Source organism: Photobacterium sp., assembly GCF_033720175.1.
GTDB lineage: Bacteria > Pseudomonadota > Gammaproteobacteria > Enterobacterales > Vibrionaceae > Photobacterium.
Map to the genome: position 1 here is coordinate 104,781 of NZ_JAWWDA010000005.1, position 13,473 is coordinate 118,253.

General features: G+C 43.4%; 10 protein-coding genes. 7 read left to right on the plus strand and 3 right to left on the minus strand.

Going from position 1 to position 13,473, the window contains the following annotated elements; genetic code table 11:
* Positions 1–206 precede the first annotated feature (206 nt).
* Positions 207–1,448, plus strand: coding sequence for a GGDEF domain-containing protein (locus tag R3289_RS07410; protein WP_318924888.1), 1,242 nt, complete (start codon positions 207–209; stop codon positions 1,446–1,448).
* Positions 1,449–2,079: 631 nt separating this feature from the next.
* On the opposite strand, the gene malG is transcribed toward R3289_RS07410, so the two are convergent.
* The 3 genes from malG to malE all read right to left on the minus strand — a co-directional run bounded on the left by malG (position 2,080) and on the right by malE (position 5,822).
* Positions 2,080–2,970, minus strand: coding sequence for a maltose ABC transporter permease MalG (gene malG, locus R3289_RS07415; protein WP_318924889.1), 891 nt, complete (start codon positions 2,968–2,970; stop codon positions 2,080–2,082).
* 11 nt (positions 2,971–2,981) lie between these two features.
* Entirely contained in the window at positions 2,982–4,529 is a 1,548-nt protein-coding gene (gene malF, locus R3289_RS07420; protein WP_318925032.1) for a maltose ABC transporter permease MalF, read from the minus strand.
* A gap of 111 nt (positions 4,530–4,640) precedes the next feature.
* Positions 4,641–5,822, minus strand: a complete 1,182-nt coding sequence (gene malE / locus R3289_RS07425; RefSeq protein WP_318924890.1) for a maltose/maltodextrin ABC transporter substrate-binding protein MalE — start codon at positions 5,820–5,822, stop codon at positions 4,641–4,643.
* 626 nt (positions 5,823–6,448) lie between these two features.
* Between malE and malK the strand changes: the two genes are divergently transcribed.
* From malK to glgX, 6 genes are all read left to right on the plus strand, one after another.
* Positions 6,449–7,558 carry a maltose/maltodextrin ABC transporter ATP-binding protein MalK gene (gene malK / locus R3289_RS07430; protein WP_318924891.1) on the plus strand — a complete coding sequence of 370 codons (1,110 nt, stop codon included), beginning with the start codon at positions 6,449–6,451 and terminating at the stop codon, positions 7,556–7,558.
* 287 nt (positions 7,559–7,845) lie between these two features.
* Positions 7,846–8,028, plus strand: coding sequence for a hypothetical protein (locus R3289_RS07435; RefSeq protein WP_318924892.1), 183 nt, complete (start codon positions 7,846–7,848; stop codon positions 8,026–8,028).
* Between the two features lie 132 nt (positions 8,029–8,160).
* Positions 8,161–8,523, plus strand: coding sequence for a hypothetical protein (locus R3289_RS07440; RefSeq protein WP_318924893.1), 363 nt, complete (start codon positions 8,161–8,163; stop codon positions 8,521–8,523).
* Positions 8,524–9,325: 802 nt separating this feature from the next.
* A complete protein-coding gene (locus tag R3289_RS07445; RefSeq protein ID WP_318925033.1) occupies positions 9,326–10,522 on the plus strand; it encodes a maltoporin in 1,197 nt (398 codons plus the stop codon).
* 116 nt (positions 10,523–10,638) lie between these two features.
* Positions 10,639–11,469: a MalM family protein gene (locus R3289_RS07450; RefSeq protein ID WP_318924894.1), complete on the plus strand. Its 831-nt coding sequence runs from the start codon at positions 10,639–10,641 to the stop codon at positions 11,467–11,469.
* Positions 11,470–11,533: 64 nt separating this feature from the next.
* The gene (gene glgX, locus R3289_RS07455; protein WP_318924895.1) at positions 11,534–13,459 is read left to right on the plus strand and encodes a glycogen debranching protein GlgX; all 1,926 of its coding nucleotides are present in this window, start codon (positions 11,534–11,536) and stop codon (positions 13,457–13,459) included.
* Positions 13,460–13,473: the final 14 nt, after the last annotated feature.

The following is a 13,473-nucleotide window of genomic DNA, read 5'->3' on the forward strand; positions in this document are numbered from 1 at the left end:
TATACCCAAGTGACCTCAAGATGCCAGAATCCTGCATTTTGATCTAATTTGGGTATACAATAAAAGAAGGTATGAGTAACACCTTTATAACTTTGGATAAACTAAAAAACAGTCATATTCCAAACTATTATTTTGTCTTTTCGGTTTAATTAAGGGTATTACCGCTGTTTTGTTATACTATCGCCCTGAATAAGGGAATTATTTGAATGTCATCTCTTTCATTTGCCGTTTTTAGAAGCGCTGGATTTCGATTTGGGTCGCCATTGCTGATCTCAATTCTGATGATATTTGCATTAGAAGGGTTCACTGCTGCCTTAGCCTCATACCAAGACTTGTTACTGACCCTGCCTTATATTTTATTTTCTTTAGTTGTCCTTCTAAGCCAACCGTTTAATCAGGGCAGAACAGGGTTAGTCGCGCTTCTCATGATGGTGGCTTACTACATCATACAAACCTATTTACAAGAACCTTTGTCGAATGACTCCACTAAGCTCATTTTTATCTTACTGGCTAGCTTACTGCCACTGAATTTGCTACAGATCCACATCATGCCAGATAAACGGCTGTGGTCCCGATTCGGGGTTTATTTTATGCTGTTTATTGCACTACAAATTGCATGGTCAGCTCTGGTTATAGACTACTTTTCCCAGACAACACTCTCATGGTTATGGAATACATACCTCTACACCATACCCACGTTTTCACCCTTGCCTGTAATCCTCATTTTATTGGCGTTGGCACTGACCTGTAGCAGCGCGGCAACCATTCTGAAGCGTAATTTCGGTTCTGATCAAACCGTTTATATCAGTTTACTCTTTTCAAGTTTGGCTTTTGTCCTTTTTCAGTACCCTTTTATTTCCAGTACCGCTTTTTCACTAGCCGCAACGCTCTTGCTGCTCAATATAATTACCTGTAGCCACGAACTCGCCTTTGTTGATCAGTTAACAAACATTCCCGGTCGGCGCGCATTAGAAACAGAACTCAAGAACCTGGGAAGAACCTATACTCTGGCAATGCTGGATATTGATCATTTCAAGCAGTTCAATGATATCCACGGCCATAAAGTTGGTGATAACGTATTAAAGCTTGTGGCTAAAATCATGCAGCAAACAAAAGGTGGTGCCCAGATCTTCCGCTACGGCGGTGAAGAATTTACTATTTTGTTTAAGGGTAAAGAAGCCAGCCAATGTCAAAATTACCTTGAACAATTGCGTATTGCTATTGCAAAGTATGATCTTATCGTCCGCGCTCAGGATGATCGCCCGAAAAGTGACGAGAAAGGAACAGAGTTACGACAACAAGACAATAAGAACCAAGCGGTGCATGTCACGGTAAGTATTGGATTGGCAGATAGTTTTCCCGACCATGACCCTCAAAACGTCCTTAAAGCTGCGGATGAGGCACTTTATAAAGCAAAAAATTCAGGACGAAACCGAGTTGCCCGATAATATATTCAGTGCTTACCTACAGCATACCTCTTGATCAGAGAACATAATTCCTCCTTGCCGTATATTGTCACCCTGCAGATACAAAAAACCCGACGATATCGCCGGGTTTCGGTTACCAATAAAACTTATCCTGCAAAGGGTAAGTCCAGCTATGCAGCAACGCCAATATTAAGTTAAGCATAGGATTCTTAACAGATCGGCGACCAAACCATTGTTAAGAGCTACACTTGGGAGTGACTCACCCTAAGTGAGAAGGCGAGTCTTATTGTTATTATTGTTATTATTGTTCATTCAACTAATCGTAATCTGGCAGCTTTTAACATTTCAATTACCATTAGTTATCTATCTTTACATTATAGTGATTAAAGCTCGCAGCGACTGCAGACATCAAACTAGACGATAGCCACACCGAGCGCGATAACAAGCTATAATACCATTATCCTATATGGGCATCATGGTATCAGGCAGGGGAATGTTTTTAAACAAAAAACAAACCTATAAATAAAATCTTTATCGCTTTTTCAGTGATTCTTCGTAATGGCATTATTAGCTTGTATTTAAAGGAAAAAGCTCGCCTTATTTGAATAAGACGAGCTTTCCTATTTTGACTTCAGATGGAGATTAAAGTCCCTTAGCCTTTAACACCACCCGCAGTTAAACCACCGACCAGGAACTTCTGAGCAAGCAAGAACACGACCGTAATTGGCAGTGCTGCAAGCACAGCCGCGGCTGCAAAATCACCCCATAAATATTTCTGCGGATGCAGGTATTGTTGCATCCCTACCGCTAGAGTATAAGTGTCAATATCACGCAGTAATAATGAAGCAACGGGAACTTCGGTTACAGCAGCAACAAATGACAGAATAAATACTACAGCAAGAATTGGCACCGATAGTGGCAGCAGTACCAGACGGAATGCCTGCCATGGTGTTGCGCCGTCCAATGCTGCGGCTTCTTCAAGTGAACCATCGATTGATTCGAAGTAACCTTTAATTGTCCACACATGCAGAGCAATGCCGCCCATGTAAGCGAATACCACACCGCCATGAGTGTTCATTCCCAGGAAGGGAACATAAGTGCCCAGACGGTCAAACAACGCATACAATGCCACCAAAGCAAGTACTGCCGGGAACATCTGGAAAATCAGCATCGATCTCAGAATCGTCGTTTTACCCGCAAACTTCATACGTGCAAAAGCATAAGCACAAGTTGTCGACAGTGTAACGATACCAATCGCGGTCATACCTGATATTTTTACCGTGTTCCATAACCAGGTCATCACCGGGAATGGGGGGAGTGTTACCGTACCATCCGCATTTTCAACGGTAATACCGAGGGCTAACTTCCAGTGCTCTAGAGATGGATTGGTCGGGATTAATTCTCCTGATCCATAGTTACCTTCCCGGAACGAGATAGCAATAACCATTAATAACGGGAACATCATCAGACCGAGGAAACACCACATTGCAATATGAGTGGCCCACACTCTGTATTTTAACGATTTCGGTTGAACCATTGCCATTTTCGTGCTCCTTACTCTGATTCCAGCTTAGTAAATTTCATATTCAGTAGTGATAGGCCACCAACCAATAAGAAAATCATTGTTGCAATTGCCCCAGCCAGAGCAAAGTCCTGACCACCCGAACCTTCAAAAGCGATACGGTATGTATAGCTAACCAATAAGTCAGTATGACCTGCTGGAACACTGGTGCCAATCATATCTGGCGCACCATTAGTCAACAGCTGAATCAGTACAAAGTTATTGAAGTTAAAAGCAAAGCTTGCAATCAACAAAGGAATCATCGGTTTAACAAGTAATGGCAGTGTAATATTGAAGAAGTTATCAATTGGGCCTGCGCCATCCATTGCAGATGCTTCATAAAGATCTTCAGGAATCGCTTTTAGCAGCCCCATAGCCAAGATCATCATGTATGGGTAACCCAGCCATGTATTAACAATTAAAATCATTGTCTTAGCTAGGAATGGTTCGGTAAACCATGCAGGGCTAAGGCCAAACAGCCCTTCAAGAACCAGGTTAATTTCACCAAAGCTCTGGTTAAACAAACCTTTAAACACCAGAATCGAAATAAAAGCAGGTACCGCATAAGGAAGAATCAGCATTACCCGATACACACTGCGGCCTTTAAGCGATTCCCAAGAGATGACCTGTGCCAGAACCACGCCTACCGCAAGTGTAAACACAACGGTCAGCACTGAAAATAATACCGTCCAGACAAAGATTTTAAAGAAGGGGCCTTGAATTCCCGGATCTGTAAAAATTCTCGTAAAATTATCAAAACCGACGTTTACAATAAAACCTGGAGATAGTGGTTCACCAATGAATTCACCATCCACATTCACTTCTTGGTAAAAACCGGTTTCCCAATTTGGTTTATAGGTAATGTTTTTTAGATAATTAACTAACGTTTCACCGTCATCCTGCAAGACATACATAGGCCGAATTTCAGCAAAAGTACGGAGTCCTGACATCTGCAGTTCGTCACCTTCCACTGTAGACAATAACAGATCACTGAGCTGCTTCCGGTTTGAAATCACCGTTTTAAGGGAGGCTTTATTGCCAACAGGCTCATCCACGGCTTTCAGCTGGATCTTATCTGTCGGCAATGCTGTCAGCTCATAACGATCCGTCGATAGCCATTGTTCGCCATCTTTAAGTGCAATACTGTAGGTTCCGTCTTGCTCATACAGTGAGAAATTATAGCTATCACCACTCTGGGAGGTCTGTTGCAGAAGAACAGACTGAGTACGCTCAAGGCTTAACTGGTTACTACCGCTATAGTTTGTAAAGGCAAGACCGATGGTATAGACCAAAGGGAAAATGATGAACAGGATCATACCTGCTACACCAGGGTAAATATAACGATGCGCATAAGTGCGCTTACGGGCAAAAATGTATACACCAAGAGAGGCGACGATAAGGGTTAATAATGCAAAAGCATATTCACCTCGTGAATACATTAAAACAACTGCGTAGCCATTAATTAAACTGACTAGTCCTAACGAGGTCCATTTAAGCCATTTACGATAATCAAGGCTTGTTGTCATTGAATTAGATGCCATATCAGCGTTTCCATCTGCCATACTGGCAGCTTGATGAGACTGCATTAGAGGTCCTCACTGTACTTCTGGTAGGGGGAGAAAACGATACTCCCCCCTTTAGGTTCAACTGCGTTACTTAGTCATACGTTCCGCAACAGTATTCAGCGCGTCATCTACTGATTGGCGGTCTGTTACAACGTTACCGATTGCCGCTTTTTCTGCATACCAAAATGCTGACATTTGAGGAATATTTGGCATGATCTCACCATTCATCGCATTGTCCATTGTTGCGCCAATACGTGAATCTGAGCTTAGTTCTGTCTGGAATGAGTTCAATGCAACCGCACCTAGTGGTGTGTCATTGTTCACCTGACGAAGACCTTCGTTGGTCAACAGATAGTTCTCCATAAACTCTACCGCCAGATCCTGGTTAGGTGACGCCGTGCTGATACCCGCAGTTAGTACACCAACGAAAGGCTTAGATGGATTACCATTTAGTTTAGGTAGCAGCGTTACACCATAATTTATACCCGCTTTATCAATGTTACCCCATGACCATGGACCATTGATTGTCATTGCGACTTCACCTTTATTGAAGCCAGACTCAGCAACAGAGTAATCAACATCTGCTGAAATCACACCGGTATCAACAAGGTTCTTAACAAATTTCATCGCACGCTTAGCGCCGTCATTGTTAACACCAACGTCTTTCGCGTCATAGCCATTAGCCGTGTATTTGAATGCATAACCACCATCGGCAGCTAGAACAGGCCATGTAAAGAACGGTTCTTGTAGGTTCCACATGATGGCGCGTTTGCCGTCTTTCTGCAGCTTCTTGTCAAGCGCAGCAATGTCTTCCCAGTTTTTAGGTGGGTTAGCCACTAAATCTTTGTTGTAGATTAGAGACAATGCTTCTACGGCAACCGGGTAACCAACGTACTTACCTTCGTAAGAAACCGCATCCCATGTGAAATCAGCAAACTTAGCTTTGAATTCTGCTGATGGCTTAACTTCAGCAAGAAGTCCTGCTTGTGCATATCCACCAAAACGGTCATGTGCCCAGAAAACAATATCAGGGCCGTCGCCTGTAGAAGCTAACTGAGGGAATTTCTCTTCCAGTGAATCAGGGTGAGAAACCGTTACCTTGATACCAGTATCAGCCTCAAACTTCTTACCGACTTCGGCAAGACCGTTATACCCTTTGTCACCGTTAATCCAAATGGTTAATTGACCTTCTTCAATCGCAGCATGTGCATTGACAGAACTAAGTGCAGCAAGGGTACAAAGTGCGACTGTGCTGAGGACTTTCTTCATTTTTTAACATCCTTCATGATTGTTATTGTTTCGTCATCATCAGATTCTATAGCTCACGACAACGCAATTTCATACTTATCATCCTTAAGTTAGTGTCAGGTGACATCATCCCACTAACTACGCCCCCGGAACCAAATAATTAAAAGCGTGATCTCCATCGATATCATCTGTGACGAAGCTCAAAAAACAACACGTTTATGTGATGGGGCGCACATGGTACTTTGATTAATCTCTCTCTTCAGCTAACGGTATCTCAAAGTGTGATCTAAACACTCCTCCCCCTATATCCCCCCTTTTTAATTCACAATAAGGATGATGCTTACTTACTAAGACTAGGTAAAGATGTATACATACACATTTGGGTAGATGAAGAAGCTTTTAACTGTTTTGCATCGCTAAATTTTTGCACCGCAGGATTCTCGTTTTAACCGGAATCATTGATGCCGCTTTATTTCTTGGGGAAGTAAATAAAGCAGCTTTTGGTAGGGTAGCTGCCTTTTCAATTGTTTAATGAAATACAAGCTACCCGTTTTTTTCTTCACTACACCAAGAAATTCTTTACCAGCAAGCTAATGGATGAATACTATTGTGCTTGCTGCTAACAACAAACTAGAGGAATAGGCTCGATGGCGAGTGTCACTTTACGAAACGTGTGTAAAGCGTATGGAGATAACCTGATTTCCAAGAATGTTGATCTCGATATCGCTGACGGGGAATTTGTTGTATTTGTTGGGCCATCTGGCTGTGGTAAATCAACACTCCTTCGCTGTATTGCTGGCTTGGAAGATATTACTTCTGGTGACCTCTATATTGGTGATCAGCGTATGAACGAGGTTGCCCCATCTGAACGCGGTGTGGGTATGGTTTTCCAATCTTATGCTCTGTACCCGCACCTTAACCTGTTTGACAATATGTCTTTCGGTATGAAGCTAGCCAAGGCAGACAAAGGGGAAATTAAAAAGCGTGTTGATCGTGTCTCAGATATTCTTCAGCTTGGTCACTTACTTGAACGTAAACCTAAAGCATTGTCCGGTGGTCAGCGACAACGTGTAGCAATCGGTCGTACGCTTGTATCACAGCCTGAGGTTTTCCTGCTTGATGAACCACTGTCGAATCTTGATGCTGCGTTACGGGTTCAGATGCGAATTGAACTTGCTAAACTGCATAAGCAGCTTGGTGCGACGATGATTTACGTAACTCACGATCAAATTGAAGCCATGACTATGGCCAATAAGATTGTTGTATTGGACGGCGGTTATGTTTCTCAGGTTGGTAAACCTTTAGAGCTATACCACTACCCTCAAAACCGTTTTGTGGCCGGCTTTATCGGCTCGCCAAAAATGAACTTCATGAGTGTCTCTATTGAACAAGTTGAAAACGAACGCGTAATGGTTCAGCTTGCAAACGGCCAAGCATTCTGGATCCCCGTCGATGGTTCTACCGTGAATAAAGGAGATCGTATGTCTCTGGGTATTCGTCCTGAACATCTGGTACCTTGTGACGATGGTGATGCTTGTATCGACGGTACTATTCTGGTGGTAGAAAAACTGGGACATGAAACCCAAGTTTACCTGAACCTTGATCATGTTGATGCAGATTTCATCTATCGCCAGTCAGATACACTTGACGTGGAAGCGGGTCAGAAATTCGACATTGGCATTCCAGCCCATCGTTGCCACCTGTTCCACAGTGATGGCACAGCATGTCGTCGCTTATTTAAGGAACAAGGCGTATAACACACGCCTGAACCGTTAATCCCCCGGATGAAAGCGCTATGCGATATTTCGCGTAGTGCTTTTTCTGCTTTCTCAAAATACACATCCCGATTGATATTCCCCCAAATACCTTAAAAGGCTTTTTGCAAATCAAAAGCATAGCGAATCACTCATAACAAACTACCAATACCGCCAATTTATCTTAAGCTTTAAATAGGCATCATCTGATGTCAGTAAAATAGTTATGGACGTTTACACGAACATATACTCACTTTTATCTATCCACACCTTTGCTGGAGGCACCTCAAATGAACTTCAGAGATAGGATCGAAGATATCGAAGAGCGCATTGCACTGGCTTATGAAGAAGGGAATTACCTGGAGGCTAAATCACTTGAAAATGAACTTAAAAAGACCCTGGGACAGAAAAATCTTTTCGATGAAAAAGAACCCTACTCTCTAGAAGGGCGCACTTTCATTGATGATGAGTAGCACCAGCCTGTCGGAGGGGGATAAAGACACTCTTTATCCCCCCCTTCCCCCCCGAAATGGTCAACTAAAATTGAAAGTTATTCGTTGATTCTCGGTCTTCATAACTGGATACCCCCAACAAGGATACTTGTTATGAAGATCAAACTAATACTGCTTCCATTGTTAGGTAGCAGTCTGCTTATCAGTCTTCCTGTCTTTGCCGATTTGAAAGACATTGGCCGACAAGACGCCAATGGGCTTTATGAACCCGGCTACGTAAGTTATCAGCATGCTAGAGAGCGCAGTTCAACGCCAAACCAAGGCTCCAACCTGTACGAGATTGGTTATAAGAATGCGTCCGGTCATTACGAGCCCAGCTACGTAAATTACCGTGCACCCGAGCGAAAACCTGCTGACAAAAAAACAGAGTTAGAGCAGCTTTCTGACATTGGGCATTACAACAATCAAGGAATTTACGAGCCTGGTTATTTAAATTACGGCCACTCCAGAAAATAATGTGATATGGGCTGAATACCAGCCCATATTTCTCAATATCATACGTTGGGCTAGTTTCAGAGGCTTTGGTACTACGTTAGCCCTATTCAAAAAACAAGTTCTATTCGTTCATCATGGCACCTTCGCTAGTCGCCACTGAGTCCTTGCGGATCTCTGCATTTTGAAGTGCTCTGGGGATATGAGCATCGGTTCTGTCATTATGCTCATACTGCGTAAGCGAATTTTAAATATGATCAAGATCTTGTTTTTAAAGTTCCATTGACCATCAAAATAATCGACTTAAATCACAAAAATAGTCGCTTACACCCCACAGTCCTTCTGATTTCGCAAGGCTCATCCCCTTTTATCGGGTAAATATATGTGATGAAGGTCATATATGCGCCCGTTGAATTTTCACTAAAGACGTAAATACGTGATCAATAACCCAAAAACATGGCTGACGGTCATCATTTTCACTTACGTTTGTACAAAACGTGATCTACACACTCCTCCCCCCTACTCCTCCTTACCAATCAATTCCTGAGGAGGATGTTGGGTCATAGGGAGAGGAGCAGAATAAACCCATCAAGTAAACATCGAGAGAGTTTTACTGCCGAGTTCACTCTTAACTCATGTGATTTGAGAATTAGACCAATAACCGGTCATGGCGGGAAGCCACGCTTTTGAGCAATAAGACCTCCCGCCTCTTTTTTTACAAAGAATTTCCACTGGTTGGTGGAACCACTGCCTCACCAGCCACAAATAAAAAAGTACGGAAATAACAAAAAACATATTGTTCCATCAAGGAGTTACACCAATGAAATTGAACAAAATCTGTCTTACCGCAGCGGCAGTTTCTGCTGCCCTGATGTCAGCGTCTTCAATGGCTGCCAGCGACGTTGATTTCCACGGCTACATGCGTGCTGGTGTTGGTATGAGTGGTGAAAACGGTGCTGATTTAGCTTATGAAAAGGCTAAAGTGGGTCGTTTAGGTAATGAAAATGATGTCTACGGTGAAATTGGCCTCGGCAAAGAAGTTTACAACCAAGATGGTAAAACTTTCTATGTTGACTCCATGCTGGCTGTATCAACTAATGGTTCAAATGACTGGGAAGGCCTTGGTGGCGATTTAGAAGCCATTGCTCTGCGTCAGTTCAATGTTCAGGCTAAAGGTCTGATTGCAAGTGATACAGACGCAACAATTTGGGCCGGTAAGCGTTACTACCAGCGTCACGACATTCATATTTCTGACTTCTACTACTGGGATACTTCTGGTAATGGTGCTGGTATCGAAAACCTTTCAGCGGGTGCAGGTAAGCTATCTGTAGCATGGTTACGAGATGATGCTGGCGACGTGAACGTCAACAACTTTGACGTACGTTATGCAGGCCTGGGTCTGTGGAGCGATGCAAGCCTAGAGCTTGGTCTAAACTACGCGATGACCAATGAAACTGACGCGCAGAAGGAAGGCAAAACATTCAACGATGGTGTTATGCTGACGGCTGAAATGACTCAGGGTTTGTCTACTGGCTTCAACAAAACGGTACTTCAGTACGGTACAGATGGCTTCGGTGAGCAAATGGCAAGCTTGGGTGCTGGCCACTATTTCAACGCTACATCTGATGATGGTGTTGATGGCTTCCGTATCATCAACTGGGGTGTTGTCGCACCTTCAGAGAGCTGGGAAATCGGTCACCAAGTAGTATACGCAAGCACTAGCTACGACAGCCGTGATGACCACACAATCCTGAATGCAGTTGTTCGCCCGATGTATAAGTGGAATGATACAATGCGCACTATCTTCGAAGGTGGCCACTTCATCGAAGAAGACAACAATGTAGACAAATCTGGTAGCAAGCTGACTGTTGCTCAAGCATGGTCTGCTGGTTCAAGCTTCTGGGCTCGTCCTGAAATCCGTGTATACGCAAGCTACTTGATGGATCACGAAGACGACAATGCGTTTGGTGCTGGTAACGACACTGAATACAGCGTAGGTATCCAAGCTGAAGCATGGTGGTAATCCCATCGGCTAACAAATAAAATCCACGACAGCCAGTCTCGATGAGACTGGCTGTATTTGGTTTAATTGATTACAAACTTTTAGGCCAAATACAGCCAAAATATAGGTGAATAATAATGAATAAATTGCTTCCCCTCTGTCTATCTGCAGCCCTGCTTACAGGTTGCGTGTCTACAGCAGAAAACATAGATACCAGCCCGACAAACCAAGCGACGGGTGAGGTTCAAGCTGCATCTTCTTTCTCTTCTATAGAATGGAAGCCTCTGTCTATACCATCCAGTGTCATATTTAAACTCAATGCACAAAGCCAGGCTTTGCAGTCGACGTTAAGTGCCGGGCCTGTTGCAGCGTTCAGTGTTCCGGCCAATCGAGGCGCAATCACAATACAGTTAAAAAGTTTTGCTAACAGCACCATATATGCGCCTACTGTCGTTATTTTAAATGAGAATAATGAAATCATTGAACAGTTTGATACTAGTTTGTTTGTCTATAAGCCCGCTTCAATGCTGGATGACGACATGCTGGAAGGTAACTTTACTTTTATCCCGCAAATCACAGATAAGGAAGTTCGTATTCTTATCCTCACGAAACCGGGTGATCTTCAGCAGTCAACCGAACTTCTTCACCCGGCAAAAGCTTTTGCCATCGCCCGACATACTGTGCCACCAGAAATCCCGAATCCAATCGCTCAACATAGCCCATATGGCAGTTTTTACTTACACGTTTCATCACCGCAAATTGACAATGCGGCAGTCAGCTTTAGCAAACCTGTGGTCGATCAAGCACCAACAACGGTAGAAACCCAAGGTTATTACTTGAATTCTATTCAGACTGCAGTAAATAATGGTGATATAAGTAAGGCGATGAAACTGCTTGATGAAGCTGAACTTCTTGGTATCAAAGATGCCAAAGAGACATTCATTAAAGCGGTAGAAGCCAAAAAGTAAGCTAAACTATTTGAAAAATTTTAAAAGGCTGCCTATGCAGCCTTTAGTCGTATCAGAGGATTCCATGGACTGGCAACAAAAAACAGGTACCCCCTTCCCGCTGGGTGCAACTCTGTCACTCGATGGCTGCAATTTTGCAATCCACGCACCTCAGGGAAATGGTTTACATCTTGTTTTATTCGCTCAAGATGCAAGCCCGACTTATCTTCCCCTAAATAAAAATGATAATAACATTTACACTCTTTTCCTTTCGGGAGTTCAACCGGGAGCGCGTTATGCCTACTGTATTATTAATTCGCAGCGAATTCAGTGGATCCTTGACCCATACGCAAAAACATTAACGGCTAATCCAGAAATAGCCTCTGTTCCCGCCGCTGTTATACATAATCACGAGTTCGATTGGGGGCAAAGTGCTCATCCCTGCATTGAACGAGAAAAAGCAGTTTTATATGAGCTTCATGTAAAAGGATTTACGCAGCAGCACCCGGGTATTCCCCAAGCATTGAGAGGTAAATTTTTAGGTTTATGCCAGCCAGCAGTCATCGAACACTTTAAACATTTGGGGGTGACTACTCTACAACTAATGCCTATTACGACCAGTTTCGATGAAGCCCATTTAGCCGACAAAAATCTCACCAACTACTGGGGCTATAATCCACTATGCTGGTTTGCCCCCGATGGAAAATTCGCACTCAATGACCCCGTAGCCGAATTAAAAACGATGGTCAAAACCCTGCACGAGCATGATATCGAAGTTGTCCTTGATGTAGTTTATAACCATACAGCTGAAAGCGGTAAAGACGGCCCGGCCCATAACTTTAAGTTGATTGCCCCCAAAACCTATTTGAAGAATGATAAAGAAGAGTTTGAAAATCACTCCGGATGTGGCAACACAGTCGATCTAAGCTATCCACCCGCACTGAGAACGGTAATGGATTCATTGCGCTACTGGGTCAAGGAATTCCACATTGATGGATTTCGATTTGATTTGGCAGCAACATTAGGCCGCCGTGGTGATAATTTCGATCGCCATTCAGGTTTCTTCCAAGTAATACAGCAAGATCCCATACTGCAAACGGTAAAACTCATCGCCGAACCATGGGACATTGGTCCTAACGGTTACCAGCTAGGAGCCTTTCCTTTGGGCTGGAATGAGTGTAACGATAAATACCGAGACACCATTCGCAGCTTCTGGAATCATACTGCTCACCTTAGTGAATTTGCGACACGTTTAATGGGGTCGCGAGACCTGTTCAGTGCTGCAAAATGGCCGGACAAACTATGTGTTAACTATATCTGCTATCACGATGGGTTCACTCTTCAAGACCTCGTTTCTTATAACGAGAAACACAATACCGACAACAAGGAAAATAACAGAGACGGGCATGGTGATAACCGATCATTCAATCATGGCGTTGAAGGACAAACGGTAAATGCAAGCATCATAGAACTGCGTAAAAAGCAGAAGAAAAATATGATGATGACTTTGCTGTTCAGCTTTGGTATCCCCCATATTTTAGCGGTTGATAGTTTTTCTCATAGTCAGCAGGGAAATAACAATGCCTATTGTCAGGACACCTCGATCAGCTGGGCTAATTGGGACTTCAGCCCCGAAAAAGCTGAATTTACAGCTTGGTTAAGCGGAATACTCAAAGCTCGTCATCAATATATGCCACCATTCATCCGCGCCTTTTCTGGTGAAAACCGCGGTCACCACCGCATTAACTGGATGCAGTCTGATGGCCATATTCTCCAAATGAATGACTGGCATAATCATGCAGCTATCGCTCTTCACCTCGGTTTATACAAAGATCAAGCTGAGCTTCTATATTTGGTCAACCCGACCAAAATACCGACACGTTTCAAACTGCCAGCCGGCAGTGCCTGGACCATAATTAGTGACACCTCGGAACATAAGATTCCACGTCGTGAAGTACAAACCACCTATATGCAGTCCGCAAAATCAATGACGATCCTTCGTCGAGATTAATTGCCGAAAAAGCC

What these genes read in the sequence shown, in the direction of transcription:
- malE (WP_318924890.1), bottom strand. Translation starts at nt 5,822, where the DNA reads ATGAAGAAAGTCCTCAGCACAGTCGCACTTTGTACCCTTGCTGCACTT.
- malF (WP_318925032.1), bottom strand. Translation starts at nt 4,529, where the DNA reads ATGGCATCTAATTCAATGACAACAAGCCTTGATTATCGTAAATGGCTT.
- malG (WP_318924889.1), bottom strand. Translation starts at nt 2,970, where the DNA reads ATGGCAATGGTTCAACCGAAATCGTTAAAATACAGAGTGTGGGCCACT.
- glgX (WP_318924895.1), top strand. Translation starts at nt 11,534, where the DNA reads ATGGACTGGCAACAAAAAACAGGTACCCCCTTCCCGCTGGGTGCAACT.
- R3289_RS07435 (WP_318924892.1), top strand. Translation starts at nt 7,846, where the DNA reads ATGAACTTCAGAGATAGGATCGAAGATATCGAAGAGCGCATTGCACTG.
- R3289_RS07440 (WP_318924893.1), top strand. Translation starts at nt 8,161, where the DNA reads ATGAAGATCAAACTAATACTGCTTCCATTGTTAGGTAGCAGTCTGCTT.
- R3289_RS07410 (WP_318924888.1), top strand. Translation starts at nt 207, where the DNA reads ATGTCATCTCTTTCATTTGCCGTTTTTAGAAGCGCTGGATTTCGATTT.
- R3289_RS07450 (WP_318924894.1), top strand. Translation starts at nt 10,639, where the DNA reads ATGAATAAATTGCTTCCCCTCTGTCTATCTGCAGCCCTGCTTACAGGT.
- malK (WP_318924891.1), top strand. Translation starts at nt 6,449, where the DNA reads ATGGCGAGTGTCACTTTACGAAACGTGTGTAAAGCGTATGGAGATAAC.